The sequence below is a fragment of the Alteromonas sp. KS69 genome, assembly GCF_003989595.1.
Lineage (GTDB): Bacteria > Pseudomonadota > Gammaproteobacteria > Enterobacterales > Alteromonadaceae > Alteromonas > Alteromonas naphthalenivorans.
Window position 1 is genome coordinate 92832 of sequence record NZ_PYHU01000013.1, and the last position, 14987, is coordinate 107818.

At 45.7% G+C, this 14987-nt stretch carries 12 protein-coding genes; 6 read left to right on the forward strand and 6 right to left on the reverse strand.

All coding sequences use genetic code 11. From position 1 onward, the window contains the following. Window positions 1-56 precede the first annotated feature (56 nt). Window positions 57-1115, reverse strand: coding sequence for a sensor domain-containing diguanylate cyclase (locus C7Y69_RS10565; protein WP_126872673.1), 1059 nt, complete (start codon window positions 1113-1115; stop codon window positions 57-59). A 196-nt stretch (window positions 1116-1311) separates the two neighbouring features. On the opposite strand from C7Y69_RS10565, the gene hemC reads away from it, so the two are divergent. From hemC to C7Y69_RS10585, 4 genes are read left to right on the forward strand one after another with little or no spacing between them, the layout of a single operon-like run. Continuing rightward, complete coding sequence (hemC, locus tag C7Y69_RS10570; protein ID WP_126872726.1) at window positions 1312-2247, forward strand: hydroxymethylbilane synthase; 936 nt, start codon at window positions 1312-1314, stop codon at window positions 2245-2247. A gap of 35 nt (window positions 2248-2282) precedes the next feature. Next, entirely contained in the window at window positions 2283-3014 is a 732-nt protein-coding gene (locus C7Y69_RS10575) for a uroporphyrinogen-III synthase (RefSeq protein ID WP_126872674.1), read from the forward strand. Further along, window positions 3015-4223 carry a uroporphyrinogen-III C-methyltransferase gene (locus C7Y69_RS10580; protein WP_013786074.1) on the forward strand — a complete coding sequence of 403 codons (1209 nt, stop codon included), beginning with the start codon at window positions 3015-3017 and terminating at the stop codon, window positions 4221-4223. After that, window positions 4220-5392 carry a heme biosynthesis HemY N-terminal domain-containing protein gene (locus tag C7Y69_RS10585; protein WP_126872675.1) on the forward strand — a complete coding sequence of 391 codons (1173 nt, stop codon included), beginning with the start codon at window positions 4220-4222 and terminating at the stop codon, window positions 5390-5392. Before C7Y69_RS10580 ends, C7Y69_RS10585 begins: the two co-directional genes overlap by 4 nt. Window positions 5393-5494: 102 nt before the next feature. Here the strand turns inward: C7Y69_RS10585 and hydA are convergent, their stop codons facing one another. From hydA to C7Y69_RS10610, 5 genes are all read right to left on the reverse strand, one after another. After that, on the reverse strand, window positions 5495-6946 hold the full coding sequence (gene hydA, locus C7Y69_RS10590; RefSeq protein WP_126872676.1) for a dihydropyrimidinase: 1452 nt from the start codon (window positions 6944-6946) through the stop codon (window positions 5495-5497). A gap of 24 nt (window positions 6947-6970) precedes the next feature. Next, a complete protein-coding gene (locus C7Y69_RS10595) occupies window positions 6971-8446 on the reverse strand; it encodes an NCS1 family nucleobase:cation symporter-1 (protein WP_013786077.1) in 1476 nt (491 codons plus the stop codon). Beyond that, window positions 8443-9717 carry a Zn-dependent hydrolase gene (locus tag C7Y69_RS10600; protein WP_013786078.1) on the reverse strand — a complete coding sequence of 425 codons (1275 nt, stop codon included), beginning with the start codon at window positions 9715-9717 and terminating at the stop codon, window positions 8443-8445. Before C7Y69_RS10600 ends, C7Y69_RS10595 begins: the two co-directional genes overlap by 4 nt. Window positions 9718-10112: 395 nt before the next feature. Continuing rightward, window positions 10113-11612, reverse strand: a complete 1500-nt coding sequence (locus tag C7Y69_RS10605) for a CoA-acylating methylmalonate-semialdehyde dehydrogenase (protein ID WP_013786079.1) — start codon at window positions 11610-11612, stop codon at window positions 10113-10115. Window positions 11613-11656: 44 nt separating this feature from the next. Then, window positions 11657-12985: an aspartate aminotransferase family protein gene (locus tag C7Y69_RS10610; protein ID WP_013786080.1), complete on the reverse strand. Its 1329-nt coding sequence runs from the start codon at window positions 12983-12985 to the stop codon at window positions 11657-11659. 102 nt (window positions 12986-13087) lie between these two features. Between C7Y69_RS10610 and C7Y69_RS10615 the strand changes: the two genes are divergently transcribed. Continuing rightward, entirely contained in the window at window positions 13088-14017 is a 930-nt protein-coding gene (locus C7Y69_RS10615; RefSeq protein ID WP_126872677.1) for a LysR family transcriptional regulator, read from the forward strand. A 134-nt stretch (window positions 14018-14151) separates the two neighbouring features. Then, the gene (locus tag C7Y69_RS10620) at window positions 14152-14781 is read left to right on the forward strand and encodes a TetR family transcriptional regulator C-terminal domain-containing protein (RefSeq protein ID WP_126872678.1); all 630 of its coding nucleotides are present in this window, start codon (window positions 14152-14154) and stop codon (window positions 14779-14781) included. Window positions 14782-14987: the final 206 nt, after the last annotated feature.

Below are 14987 nucleotides of genomic sequence, written 5' to 3' on the forward strand. Positions count from 1 at the left end.
CGTCTCGCTAGTACAGCGCTACTAAATAGCAGGTTTATTCGCTCAGTGAGTTAGCACTACATAACACGGTTTCTGCCAGCACCTTTCGCTTCGTAAAGGTGCTCGTCGGCCAGTTTAATCGCATCATTGATGTTGATGTCAGTGAGTGCTGTCGCCACCCCAAAACTGGCTGTGATCGGATGGTGAATATTGCCTTCTATGAAAGGTGACTTTTCAATCTCCACACGAATTTTTTCAGCCAACTTCACTGCCACACTCAAGCTTGTTTTGGGGTAAAGAATTAGAAATTCCTCTCCCCCGGTTCGTGACACAACATCGGTGGATCTAATCGCTTTTTTCATTAGTGTAGCAAGCTTAATTAGTACTCTGTCTCCTACATCATGACCGTAGTTATCGTTTATTTTTTTAAAATAATCGATATCCACCACCACAACACTTAAAGGAAAGTAATCCGCTGGGTTTTTAATTGCGCGTTCAAAATAAACCGATTCCAGAAAACGCCGGTTTGGTACTTTCGTTAACGGGTCAGAGTTAGCTTGGCGAAGCTTCTCTAAATTATCGGTCATCATCTCTTTTCTGCTTTTGTGCCAAAAGTATTCAGAAATAAACGCAACCACAATGAAACAGCCAAGCGCTATTAAGAAGCGAGAGACATCCTCACCACGATAGTTCGCGGGAATGGATTCTTGGTTGTAAACGATAAAGGCTAATACGACTACTGTACCCGTGACGTAAAAAATAGCAGCTCTAAAACGCACAATAATAATTTGAATCAAAATGATCGGGTACACGAAGTGCAGCCCAGTGTTATTGTAGCCGCCGGTAATGGTGAGCACAGCCACCATTACCGCAACGACAAACCCCGCTATATAGTAAAAAATATTACTGTTTTTAAAAATATGCGACAACGCGGCATTAACAAAAACTGAAAACGAAAAAAAACCTAACCAAAACGCAAGATAGTGATCACCCCGCGCTAAATTTTGAACCGCAAGCGCGGCCATAATAAAACCGCCAATATACGAAATAAAATACAGCGTTAATCGGCGTCGTTTCGCTTCGGCATTATTTAAGTGTGTATTTTCGAGAAATTCACGTAATGAAGCACTGTCCATATAACAGAGGGCTTATCGTTATATTATGATTGCATTAGTCATAGTCACTCTACGTACAATTTCGCAACTGTAAACCTGTGCGCAAGTTAAAGATTTAAGTACAATGTATTTATAGTCGAACAAAAGCCTCAAGCAAAAGCCGTCAGGTTGCTTTAGGTTCTATGCCTTAATCAAGGCCCTAGACAGGATATTAATGATGCAAGCAGCCCCCAAGAGAACAATTCGTATCGCCACTCGCAAAAGCGCGCTGGCGCTGTGGCAAGCAGAATACGTGAAAGCGAAACTGTTAGAGCATCACGATGGGATAGCGGTTGAGTTGGTGCCTATGAGCACTCAGGGCGATAGAATACTTGATACGCCGCTGGCGAAAATTGGTGGTAAAGGCTTGTTTATAAAAGAGCTTGAAGTCGCCATGTTAGAAGGCAGAGCCGATATTGCCGTGCATTCAATGAAAGATGTACCGGTTGAATTCCCAGAAGGCTTTGGCCTTCACGCTATTTGCGAACGCGAAAACCCATTTGATGCCTTTGTTTCAAATCACTTCGATAATTTAGACGCGTTACCAGAAGGTGCTGTGGTGGGTACCTCGAGCCTTCGCCGCCAATGCCAAATTCGTAAGCATCGCCCAGATCTGAAAATTAAAGACTTACGCGGCAATGTGAATACCCGCCTCGCCAAACTAGATGCGGGCGAATACGATGCCATCATTCTTGCCTCGGCGGGCCTCATACGTTTGGGCATGGAAGAGCGCATTAAAACGGGCTTACCGGCTTCGGTATCACTTCCTGCCGTTGGGCAAGGTGCTGTAGGTATTGAGTGTCGCAATGACGATGCCGAGCTTATTGCGTTACTTCAAGCGCTGAACCATGGTGAAACTCAAACCCGAGTGAGCGCAGAGCGTGCTATGAATGAACGCTTAGAAGGCGGTTGCCAAGTACCTATTGGTAGTTTTGCTACCCTTGACGGAGACAGCATAACCTTAACCGGCATGGTGGGACAGCCAGATGGCTCAACCTTATTGTTCGCTTCTGCAACAGGCCCTACAAAAAATGCGAAGAGTATTGGCGTAGAAGTCGCCGAGGCATTGCTTGAACAAGGTGCAGGGGAAATTCTTAGCGCATTGTATGACTAATGTATGTTAACGCTAACATATGCGGTTGCTGACTTATGCTATTAATTACCCGCCCGCTTCCTAAGTTACAGGCAAGTGCAGATGCTTTCGAACAGGCGGGTATTGATACAATAGGCGTTGCTACATCAGATATTCAAAGCATCCCTAGTAAGGCAGGCAAGCTACAACAGTTTTTGTTGGGCTCGCCCAGCATTAATATTATTATTGTTACTAGCATTTATGCCGTGCCAGCAGCACTTCACGCACTTAATCAAGCCTCTTTTTTATCTGCGCCCCCTACGTTAATAGCGGTTGGCGATGCCACGGCTAACGCATTACACAGCGCTAATTTACCTTTAAAAATCGTCACCCCTTCGCTACATACGTCCGAAGGTATACTGGTCATGCAGCAACTTAATGAGGCAAACTGTACACAAGTCGTTATTATAAAGGGCGAAGGTGGTAGAGATACGCTTTCTCACGTTTTGGGCGAGAGAGGCATATCGGTTACCGAGTTTTGTGTTTATAAAAGAGAACCACTTACAAACCCAATTTACACAAAGCGCTGGAAAATTGGCGATGTTAGCGGCATTATCGCTACAAGCGAGAATTTAGCAAAGCAACTTATTTCTACTCATAGTAGACAAATATTAGCGTTGCCCTGGTTAACGGTAAGTGAACGAGTTGCAACGAGTTTACGTAATCTTGGGATAGCACGCGTTTCGGTGTGCAACCGCGCCACCGATCAGGCATTAATTGCCTGGGTAAAGGAAAATTGGGAGTATTAAATGTCTGACAAGAATGAGAAGGACCCTCAAAACGGGGAATTGGTAAGCGTGGAATCATCATCAAGTACGACATCAGAAGCGACGTCAGCGAACACGGCTTCCGCTAGCGATACCGTATCACCTAAAGCTTCATCTAAAAGCACACCACAAAAAACGAAAAAATCGTCGGGAACCAAGCTTCTATGGTTTGTGGTTATTATTATTTTCCTTTTAGTTCTAGGCATTATTGGTGCTGGTTACTGGTACTACACCCAACAACAAGGCAGCAGCGATTCCCTTGCCAAAGCCCAACAGGCAAATACAGCGCAAGTCAACGACATGCTTGCCGATCGTAAGCAGACAGCAGACGCATTGCGTACGCTAAATAGGCAAAACGATGAATTGAAAGAGACGCTTAATGCACTGCAACAACAAAACAGTGCGTTAGTGCAACAAGCAGAAGCAACCCAGCAACAACTCAATAGCATGGAAGGTCAGCGCCCTGCCGATTGGCTTATTGCCGAGGCTGATTATTTGGTTCGCATGGCAGGTAGAAAATTGTGGTTGGAAAACGATGTTCGTACAGCAACCTTGTTATTAGTGAACGCAGATAAGCGATTGAAATCACTAGCCGACCCTTCGGTGTTGCCGGTTCGCGCTAAACTTGCTGAAGACATTCAAACCCTTCAGCAAATGAACCCAGTATCACAAAGTTCAGTGGCGCTTGCCCTCACCGGCATGTTGGCGCAAATCGATAAGTTACCGTTAGATACCTTTGAAAAACCAGTAGACGCAAATGCTGATAGCAACGAACTGTCTGAATCGGCGGACGACTGGAAAGAGAACCTTGCGAAAGTATGGCACTCCATTGTCGATGGTTTCTTAACCGTGAAAAGCTTAGAGGGTCCGGTTGAACCTGTGATGTCGCTGCAAGCTCAATTTTTAGTGAAAGAGCAGCTTCGCTTACAATTAATGCACGCTCAGTCTGCTGCACTTAAAGCGGACTCAGGTCTGTATGAGCAATCTTTGCTTTACGCTAAAACCATGCTTGAAGAGCATTACGATGTAGAAAAGAGCCAAGTTACTGGTTTTATCTCAGCACTTGATAACCTTGTTGATACCGACATTTCACAACCAATCCCTAGTCAGTTGGCATCACAAAAGCCGCTTGAGCAATTATTAGAATCTCGTGTAAAACAAGCATTCAGTCAGGGAGCTAGCGCATTATGAAATGGTTAGTCATTGCCCTTGCGGTGCTGGCCGCATTTATTGTTGCGCTTATTGTTGGCCCCATGATTTTGGGCGACAAAGGCTACGTGCTGATTTCATTAGGTAATACCGCGATAGAAACCAGCCTAATTGGTTTTTGCATTATCATTATTTGCGCCATTATCAGCTGGTATATTATCTCTAAGTTGGTGTTATGGACATTAAGCTTGGTAACGGGATCTCACCGTTGGTTTGGTGCATTAGGTGAGCGTAAACGCAAGCGTGCCTTTTACCATGGTTTACAGTCATTAGCAGCTGGCGACCTAAAAAGTGCTCACAAGGCACTTAGCCAAACCACAAATGGTGATTTTGAAGGGGTAAACTACTTGGCTGCCGCACAAGTAGCACAAAGCCAAAACGACCCACAAAAAGCCCGTTACTTCTTACTGCAAGCAGCAGAGTATGACAGTGCCAAAGTAGCTGCCACTATCGTGATGGCGCGCATTGATGTTTCTGAAGGTAAGTATACCGACGCACTTGAAAAGCTAGACAGCTTAGATGAAGAAGAAGCCAACAACCCACAAGTGATACAACTTAAAGCGTCGATAATGGCAGAGCAAGGCCAATGGCAAACCTTGCAAGAAAAGCTAAGCGGTTGGCGCAAGGCGTTACCGAAAGAAGATTACACCTTATGGTCGCAGCGAATTGCCAAGGGCAAGCTAGCTGAAATTGCCAGTAAAAACGGCGCTGCTGAGCTTAAAACCCACTGGGAAGGGTTACCGCGTAAAATTAAGCAAGACGACGCATATCGCGCGGCCTATATTCAACAATTGCTTGAACAAGGCATGCATGCCGAAGCACAAACGCTGCTAGTAGAGTGGCAAAAACGTGGCCCGCACCCTGCTCTATTTCCCTATTTCACCCAGTTGAACATTCCGAATGCTGCCCCTTCACTGCGGTTGCTGGAAAGCTGGATTAAACAAGACAGCGAAAATGTTGAGTTATATTCAACGTTGGGAAGAGTCGCGTTTAACGCTGGTGACGACATTCTAGCGGAGAAAGTGTTATTAAAAGCCGTGAAGATGGAATCGAACAAAGATGACCTGTTATTGCTGTCAGCCATTAGTGAACGTAGACACGATAGCACCACGGCGTTGCAATATTATAAGGAAGGTCAACAGCTGGTGTAGCTTTACGCTGTAAGCTTTTAATTTAAAAGAAGATAAAAGAAAGGCCAGTCATTTCAAATCGACTGGCCTTTTTCTTTTTTATTGTACGCTATACGCTGAGTTTTACGCTGATGTGCGGTCTACCGCTTTAGGTTCGGCTAAGGCTTTACGCCGTTGCAGCGATTGATAAAACGGTGCGTAAGTGGGGCGCATCACGTATTTACCATCGCCCGCCTTTGCTAATAACTCGCCATTTTGCCACGCGATATTACCGTTACAAATGGTCATAACGGGCACACCTGTAATTTCCATACCTTCGAAAATATTGGTTTCAATATTCGACATATGGGTGTCGGCAGAAATCACTTTTGTGCCTTTCGGATCCCATATCACTAAATCAGCATCCGAGCCTTCCCGTACCGCGCCTTTGGCAGGATACATATTGAAGATTTTGGCAGCATTGGTAGACGTCACTGCCACAAACTCGTTAGGGGTAATTTTGCCGCCGTTAACGCCTTTTTCCCATAATACCGCCAAGCGTTCTTCTACCCCGGCAGTGCCGTTTGGAATTTGAGTGAAGTTGTCTTTACCCATGGCTTTTTGTTCATTACAAAAAGCGCAGTGGTCGGTAGCGGTGGTTTGCAACGTGCCCGATTGTAGGGCTTTCCATAGTACGTCTTGATGCTTTTTAGGCCTAAACGGTGGGCTCATAACGTGGGCCGCTGCGCGCTCCCAACTGACATCTTGATACACGCTATCATCTACCGTTAAATGCCCAGCCAGCACTTCACCATAAACGTGGTGCCCGCGCTGCTGTGCATAACGAATAGCATCAACCGACTCTTCCACCGAGCAATGCACTAAATACAAAGGTGCACCTAGGGTTTCAGCAATACTAATGGCACGGTAAGCCGCTTCACCTTCAACCATAGGCGGGCGAGATAATGGATGCGCTTCAGGCCCTGTTATGCCTTTTTCCATTAATTGCTGTTGTAAGTGATACACCAATTCACCGTTTTCAGCATGCACGGTTGCAATAGCGCCCAATTCCATACAACGGGTAAAGCTAGACACCAGAATATCATCGGTGGCCATGATGGCATTTTTATAAGCCATGAAGTGCTTAAAGCTATTAATGCCGTATTCGGTAGCCAGGGTTTCCATGTCTTTATGAACGCTGTCATCCCACCAGGTTATCGCCACGTGGAAGGTATAGTTAGACATGGATTTTTCAGACCAGTCTCGCCACTGCTGATAAGCCTCCATCAAAGGCTGTCCTGGGCTGGGGATAACAAAGTCAATAATGGTCGTGGTGCCACCTGCTAGGGCGGCAGCGGTGCCAGAGGCAAAGTCATCGGCGGCTACCGTACCCATAAATGGCAGTTGCATATGTGTGTGCGGGTCGATGCCACCCGGCATGATTAGCTTTTCAGAGACATCGACTATCTCTACATCTGATTCATTTACAGCAAGATCTTCGCCTATTTTAGTAATTTTTCCGTCTTCGCAAAGTACATCGGCTTTGTAAGTCATTTCGTGGGTAACTACGGTACCACCGCGTAATAATATGGCCATTTTTGTGTCCTGTTTCGCGTAAAATTAAGAGGCTTTTGCTAGCTCACCAACGTTTGTGTTCACGGTGTTAACTAGCTTGCCCGCCGCAAAGTAATAAATGATGGCGCCAGAAATAGAACCGGTAAACCATCCATAGTTATAAAACCATGTGAATACATCTGCAGTAATGGCTAACAATGTGATGCCAACTGGAATTAAGAAAGCAACAAAACCAGCCCAATTCACTTTCGGGTAAGCGGCACTGCTGGTGTACAGTGCGGCTACATCTAGCTCTTGTTTTCTAATCAGGAAGTAATCAACAATCATTATGCCCGCAATAGGGCCCAGTAAGCTTGAATAACCCAGCAACCAATTTGAGTACAGGCTTTCTACACTAACGTCAGACTCTATAATGCCGGCCTTCTTTAATAGCTCCCAACTCATCAATAACACACCTACTAAGCCAGTTAATAAAACGCCGCGGGTATGGTTAATATATTTTGGTGCTATGTTTTGAAAATCGTTGGTGGGAGATACTACGTTAGCGGCGGTGTTAGTAGATAAGGTAGCCACAATAATAAGTAGCATGGCGATTGCCACAAAAAACGGGCTATCAATATGACCAATAAGCGTTACCGGATCGGATACGGTTTCACCAACTAAGGTCACTGACGCAGAGGTCAGTAATACCCCTAAGGCAGCAAACATAAACATGGTGAGGGGTAAGCCTATGATTTGCCCAGTTACTTGGGCTTTTTGGCTTTTAGCATAACGACTGAAATCAGGAATATTTAACGACAGTGTTGCCCAAAAACCTACCATGGCAGTGAGTCCGGCGAAGAAATAGCTGAAAAAGCCTGCATCTTCAGGGCGACTTGCGGGTGTGGCTAAAACCTCAGTAACCGATACTTTATCACTCGCCCACCAAATAAGCCCTGCACCTACAATAAGGAGCAACGGGGCAGCTAGGGTTTCTAACCATTTAATCGACTCTGACCCTTTAATTACGATAAAGACATTTAACGCACCAAAAGCAAAAAAGCCAATGACTTCCCCCATACCGCCAAGCTGGGCCCAGCCGTCTGATACCGACGATAAAAACAAATGGATGGCAAGGCCACCAAACATGGTTTGAATACCAAACCAGCCGCAGGCTACAAAACCCCGAATTAAGCAGGGAATATTCGAGCCCACCACACCAAACGATGAACGAAGTACCACCGGAAAGGGAATACCAAACTTAGTGCCAGGAAAGGCGTTTAACGTAAGAGGAATAAGTACCACTATGTTTGCTAACAAAATAGTGAATAAGGCTTCCATCACCGATAAACCGAAGTAGCTGGTAAGCACGCCGCCAAGGGTGTAAGTAGGTACGCACACCGCCATACCTACCCATAGCGCCGCTATGTTTCCCGTACCCCACGTACGCTCAGAAAGCTTAGTAGGTGCAAGGTCTTCGTTAAAATAGTCGCTCTCGGTCACCGATTTACTAAGTGTGACCTCACTGATTTCTGAACTCATACGCTTGCTCCCTCGTCTTCAGTAACAGGGGCACCAGCGGCTTCAGCAATACGCTTGCTGGCGGTTAACATGGTATGAAGCAACACATTTGCGCCATCTTCACATTGCTCAGGGCTAGAGTATTCAATTTCGTTGTGGCTAATACCATTTTCACAAGGCGTGAAAATCATGCCCGCAGGAACTAGGTCGGCCATATAACAGGCATCGTGACCTGCGCCCGCGTAGATATCCATGTGTGAATACCCTAAGTTTTCAGTGGCGGCTTTCACATCATCCGAGGCATTAAATTCGACCGGCGCAAAGTACCAGAAGTTATCCACGGTAATCTCTAAATTACGCTCTTTGGCTACCGCGTCGCAGTAGGCCACGAACTCTTCATGCATGGTAGCCAACACGTCGGGGTTAGGATTACGTAAATCGGCGCTGAATTTCACGTTTCCAGGAATAGTATTACGTGAATTTGGATAAACCTGCATAAAACCTACGGTGCCCAAGCCGTTGTCATAACGGTTAGCTAGCGATTCGATTTCCGCTACAATTTTGCCTGTGGCAACCATGGCATCTTTGCGTAAGTGCATTGGCGTGGTGCCAGAATGAGACTCTTGGCCTTGTATTTCTACGTTGTACCAACGAATACCTTGGCCTAAACGTACTACACCAATGCGCTTTTCTTCATCTTCTAATATTGGGCCTTGCTCAATATGGGCTTCAAAAAAGGCGCCTATATTACGGCTACCTAACTCTTCTTCACCCAAGTAGCCTATGCGAGCTAATTCGTCGCCTAAACGTAAACCGTTCACGTCGGTTTTATCTAGTTCTTGTTGTAAATCAAAACGGCCTACATATACGCCAGAACCTTGCATGGCAGGCTGAAAGCGTGAGCCTTCTTCGTTGGTCCACACACTAACTTCAATGGGGGTTGGGGTAGTAATATTATTTTCATGTAGGGTGCGAAGTACTTCAACACCTGACAATACACCGAATACGCCGTCGAACTTACCACCAGTAGGTTGAGTATCTAAGTGGCTGCCGGTGGCAACAGAAGGGAGTTCGTTATTAATACCTGGGCGTTTGGCGAATATATTCCCGAATTTATCTACTTTAATCTCACATCCAGTGGCTTCACACCATGCGCAAAACAAGTCTCTAGCTTGCTTGTCTAGATCTGTGCCGGCCAAGCGGTTACATCCGCCTTTTTCAGTGCCGCCAATCTCGCCCATTTCCATCAGGCTGTCCCATAATCTTTGACCGTTAATTCTAAGCTTATCCATTGTTTTGTCCTCGCAGGTGGAAGGTTATTCCTATTAACACTTTGCCCCAAGTTAGCTCAGCGAACGTACTATAAGAGTGCAACCTTGATAAATTTATTTACCAAACGGTAAATGTAATTTCTCTTTGATTTTGTACTGATTGTTCACTCATTATTATGTATCGCTACTATTGCTGAGACGCCTAAAGCAAAGGGCGTGATTATTCTTTTGTCTAATGCGCTGTTCTATTTTTAGGCGCTTAATTAATGCCGATAACATTGTAAAAATTGACCGAATGGTAAATTCTTATATTTTGGACTTTCAACATCTATGCCAGCGGCCGTTGCACCGGTTTTTAATGGCCAACGAAGTTCGCTGATTTGCGAACTTCATCGGTTTAAACGCTAGCTTTATGACTAATTGCTTGGGAAAGAAAATTGACTGCCTTCACGCAAATTCGTTGAAGGCCAGCGTTGCGTAATGGCTTTTCTACGTGTGTAGAAACGTACGGAGTCCGGCCCGTAAGCATGTAAATCGCCAAACAATGAGCGCTTCCAACCACCAAAGCTGTGGTAAGACACTGGCACGGGTAACGGTACGTTCACACCCACCATGCCCACTTGAACCTGATCGATAAAGAAGCGCGCGGCTTCACCATCGCGGGTGAATATACAGGTACCATTTCCGTATTCATGCTCGTTAATTAGCTCAAGTGCGGTCTGCATATCAGGTACACGTAGCATCACAAGTACAGGGCCAAAAATCTCTTTTTGGTAAATTTCCATGTGAGGTTTTACCTTGTCGAACAAGGTAGCTCCTAAGAAATAGCCTTCTTCAAAACCTTCTACACTAAGCTTTCTACCATCGTTAACTAAATCGGCTTCTTGGCTAACACCTGAGTCGATGAACCCACTCACGGTATCGAAATGTTGAGCACTGATTAACGGCCCCATGTCATTACTGTTGTCGTTACCCGCACCCACTTTTAAGGTTTCGATTTGTGCAGACAAACGGTCACGCAGGGTATCACCCATTTCATCACCCACCGCTAGTACAACCGATAACGCCATACAGCGTTCGCCGCATGAGCCAAACGCAGCGCCCATGAGTGCATTAACAACGTTATCAACATCGGCATCTGGCATAACAATGGCGTGGTTTTTCGCGCCACCTAAGGCTTGGCAGCGCTTACCGTTAGCACTGGCTTTTTGATAAATAGCTTCGGCAACAGGCGTTGAACCTACAAAACTTACCGCTTGAATCGTTGGGTCTTCTAATAAGTGGTCAACGGCAGCTTTGTCGCCGTTTACTACATTTAGCACGCCCGGCGGCAAGCCTGCTTCAGCCGCAAGAGCCGCAATGTATAAAGCGCTGGAAGGATCTTTTTCAGATGGCTTTAATACGAAGGTGTTGCCACACATGATAGCGCTTGGCCACATCCATAAAGGTACCATGGCCGGAAAGTTAAACGGCGTAATACCTGTCACTACGCCTAGGGGCTGGAATTCACTCCACGCGTCAATGCCCGGGCCCACGTCTTTGCTGTGCTCACCTTTTAGCAATTGAGGCATGCCACAGGCGAACTCAACGTTTTCAATACCGCGCTGCAACTCACCTTTCGCATCGTGTAGCACTTTGCCGTGCTCTTCACTAATCAGTTCACAAATTTTGTCACTGTGTTGCTCTAGCAATACTTTTAAGCGAAACATAACCTGTGCACGCTTTGCTGGTGGCGTGGCACGCCATGCTGGATAAGCCGCTTTTGCTGAATCTATCGCCTTTTGTACTAATGCCGACGACGCCATTTCTACTTGTCCGCACACCGCGCCAGTAGAAGGGTTGTGGATATCAATCAAATTTCCATCTTGCGGCGCTACGTGTTCGCCATGAATGAAGTGTCCTACCAATGAAGTCATATCTGTATCTCTTTTTGCGTAAGTGGATATAAGACGGTAAAGGGCTACTTGCCCATTAAGGTGTCTTGCATCGCGTTAATTAAGGTGTCGATTTCCGCTTTTTCGGTGGTAAACGGAAGGCCTAACTGAATAGTGTCGCCGCCGTAGCGTACGTAAAACCCTTTCTTCCACATGGCGTCAGCGATTTCATACGGGCGCCTTGCCGGTTCGCCTGGGTAGCTTTCAATGCTAAACCCTGCAGCAAATCCGAAGTTTCGAATATCACTCACGAATGGCATGCCTTTTAAGCTATGCACGGCCTCTTCAAAATACGGACTAAGTTCGGCAACCCGGCTAACAAGCTTTTCTTGTTCTAGAATATCAAGAGCAGCCATGGCTGCAGCGCAAGCAACAGGGTGGCCGGAGTAGGTGTAACCGTGTGGCAATTCAATGTTGTAGTCGGCACCGCCTGCGTTAATCACAGTGTCGTAGATAAATTCGCGAGCCAATACCGCGCCCATAGGAACAGCGCCATTGGTGATCTGCTTGGCCACGTTAATCATATCGGGTACTACATCAAACGCATCGGCGCCAAATAAGCTACCTGTGCGGCCAAAGCCCGTAATCACTTCATCGAAAATAAGTAAAATATCGTGCTGGTTACACAGTTCACGTAAGCGGCGTAAATAGGCTTTTGGTGGAACGATAACCCCAGCAGAACCACTCATTGGCTCAACTATTACTGCCGCAATATTCGACGCATCATGTAATGCCACCATTTCGATAAGCTCATCAGCAAGCTCTTCACCATAGTTCGGTGCGCCTTTGCAGAATTGATTGTTCGGCAACAAGGTATGTGAAAGGTGATCAGACTCCATGGCTGGCCCCCACATTTTTCGGTTTGCGCCAATGCCGCCAAAGCTAATGCCGCCCCAGCTTGCACCGTGATAGCCTTTCGCGCGACCAATAATACGGGTTTTAGTAGGCTGACCTTGCTGGCGCCAATAGGCACGAGCAATCTTGGTCGATGTATCAGCGGCTTCAGAACCTGAGTTAGTGAAAAACACTTTATTGATGTCGGCCGGCGCCATGTTAGCTAGCCTGTCGGCTAGTTCAAACGCCAAATTGTGGCCATACTGAAAGGCGGGCGCGTAATCTAGCGTTGTTAACTGTTTCGCGACTGCTTCGGCAATTTCAGGGCGGTTATGCCCTGCGCCGCATGTCCATAACCCAGATAATCCATCAAAGATTTTGCGACCATTGTCATCAATGAGGTAATTGCCTTGTGCACCGGTAATCATTTTAGGCGATGCTTTAAACTGGCGATTTGCAGTGTAAGGCATCCACAACGCATCCATTTGCGATTGTGATAGCTTGGAAGCCCACTGGGTCATAATTGTTTTCCTATGATATTTGTTCACTTGGTCTACTTTACCCAGCCTCATAAGTTCGATAAATTATAAATATTCAAATCTTACTTTCATAAACATGAAACTATGCGCGCAATTCTTGGAAATCTATCAGATACAGACATTCGCTTATTAAGAGTATTTATAGTGGTGGCGCAGGCTGGCGGCCTTTCTGCTGCCGAGCTAGAACTCAATATTGGGCGTTCTACCATTAGCCGACATTTAAAAGATTTAGAAACTCGATTGGGTATGGTGCTTTGTCATCGAGGCCGTGGGGGCTTTTCGCTTACCGAAGAAGGAAAGCGAATTTATGAATCGACTCAACGCTTACTGCTGTCTCTACAAGACTTTAGAAATGAAGTTAACGACATGCACCGGCATTTGCAGGGCAATGTGGTGGTAGCCATGTTCGATAAAACCGTGTCGAACGATGCGTGCAAGGTGAATGAAGCCATTTACACCTATCAGCAACAGGCGCCTAATGTGAATGTAGAAATTCATGTGGTGCCGGTTAATACCATTGAGCAAGGCATATTGGATGGGCGCTATCATATTGGCATTATTCCTACCCATCGTTCGTCTTCAAGCCTAAATTACTTACCCTTGTTTGGTGAGCAAATGCATCTGTACTGCGGAAGAAAACACCCCTTTTACATTGAACTTGGCGACATTCCTCGAGAAGAAATATGCGAAGCTAAGTATGCGGGGCTAAGCTTTCACAGCCCAAATATGGATAAAAGTATGTCCTTAGGGCTCAACAAAATGGCGGTAGCGAACGATCAGGAAGGTATTGCCACACTGATTTCTTCGGGCTGTTATTTAGGCTTCTTGCCTGATCATTATGCGGAATCTTTCGTAAAAAAAGGCCAGATGCGCGCTATCGAACCTAATAATTTCGCCTATCATTGTGAATTCGCGGCCATCTATCGTAAGTCACCTAAGCCCACCCGTTTGGTTGAGTTATTTTTAGAAGCCCTTGCCAAGGAACATGGGAAGGAAGAAACAATGGCTATTTAGCGTAGCGATTACACTGACTTTATGACATTCAAGGTTGTGCTTTCAATGCTTAGGTAAGCAGTAAAGAGAACGAACAATAAGAACAAGTGGCAAATTTATACAAGGCCACATGGAAGCGGTAACAGGAAATAAAAATGACAAAACCTACAAAGACGCAGGCCAATCGTGCAAAAACAGAGGCCGGAATTCTACGCGCCGCAGAAGAGGTATTTGCACAAAAAGGGTTTGCTGGCTCTTCAATGGATGCAGTTGCGCAACAAGCCGGCATCTCTAAACAGCTCATTTTGTATTACTTTCCAGGCAAAGATAAGTTGTACCAAGCCGTACTAGAAAACATGATTGATTTATGGCTTGAGAAAATGCAGTTCAACGACGACCCAGAGGCTTCACCAGCCAGCACCATTCGTCAGTACATTCAGCAGAAAATCGAGTTATCTCGTGATTATCCCAATGGGTCAAAAGTATTCGCCCATGAAATTATTAACGGTGCACCTGTACTGAAAACCTATTTGATAGAAAATTTGAAGCCTGCGTTTGAACGAGACGTAAAAATTATTGAGCGCTGGATAGCCGCTGGCCATATTCGCCCTGTCGATCCTAAGCATCTGTTTTTTACCATATGGGCTGCCACGCAAACCTATGCCGACTTCTCAACGCAAATTCAATTACTGTTAGGTAAGCCGTCTTTAGAACAAGATGACTTTAACGAGGCCACTGAATTTTTATGCAATTTCGTTTTAAGTGCCCTAGATGCACAACACTAGTGCATAAAAATTAATTTATCCTTCTTTTTCTGGCGCGCCTCATCGAAAAGGCGCGCCTTTTACTTTCTACTCCCCCTACTTTAGCATCAGCAATAAACCAAATTAAGCCATTGTTATATATAAGATTTAGCAAAATTAAGCCAAGCATTAAAACCTACCCAACTCCCTACTAGCGCACCCCACTTGCTCTATTTTGAGACACACTT

Coding starts and splice junctions, on each gene's coding strand:
- C7Y69_RS10620 (WP_126872678.1), top strand. CDS start 14,152: ATGACAAAACCTACAAAGACGCAGGCCAATCGTGCAAAAACAGAGGCC.
- C7Y69_RS10595 (WP_013786077.1), bottom strand. CDS start 8,446: ATGAGTTCAGAAATCAGTGAGGTCACACTTAGTAAATCGGTGACCGAG.
- C7Y69_RS10575 (WP_126872674.1), top strand. CDS start 2,283: ATGCTATTAATTACCCGCCCGCTTCCTAAGTTACAGGCAAGTGCAGAT.
- C7Y69_RS10615 (WP_126872677.1), top strand. CDS start 13,088: ATGCGCGCAATTCTTGGAAATCTATCAGATACAGACATTCGCTTATTA.
- hydA (WP_126872676.1), bottom strand. CDS start 6,946: ATGGCCATATTATTACGCGGTGGTACCGTAGTTACCCACGAAATGACT.
- C7Y69_RS10600 (WP_013786078.1), bottom strand. CDS start 9,717: ATGGATAAGCTTAGAATTAACGGTCAAAGATTATGGGACAGCCTGATG.
- C7Y69_RS10585 (WP_126872675.1), top strand. CDS start 4,220: ATGAAATGGTTAGTCATTGCCCTTGCGGTGCTGGCCGCATTTATTGTT.
- C7Y69_RS10605 (WP_013786079.1), bottom strand. CDS start 11,612: ATGACTTCATTGGTAGGACACTTCATTCATGGCGAACACGTAGCGCCG.
- C7Y69_RS10610 (WP_013786080.1), bottom strand. CDS start 12,985: ATGACCCAGTGGGCTTCCAAGCTATCACAATCGCAAATGGATGCGTTG.
- hemC (WP_126872726.1), top strand. CDS start 1,312: ATGCAAGCAGCCCCCAAGAGAACAATTCGTATCGCCACTCGCAAAAGC.
- C7Y69_RS10580 (WP_013786074.1), top strand. CDS start 3,015: ATGTCTGACAAGAATGAGAAGGACCCTCAAAACGGGGAATTGGTAAGC.
- C7Y69_RS10565 (WP_126872673.1), bottom strand. CDS start 1,115: ATGGACAGTGCTTCATTACGTGAATTTCTCGAAAATACACACTTAAAT.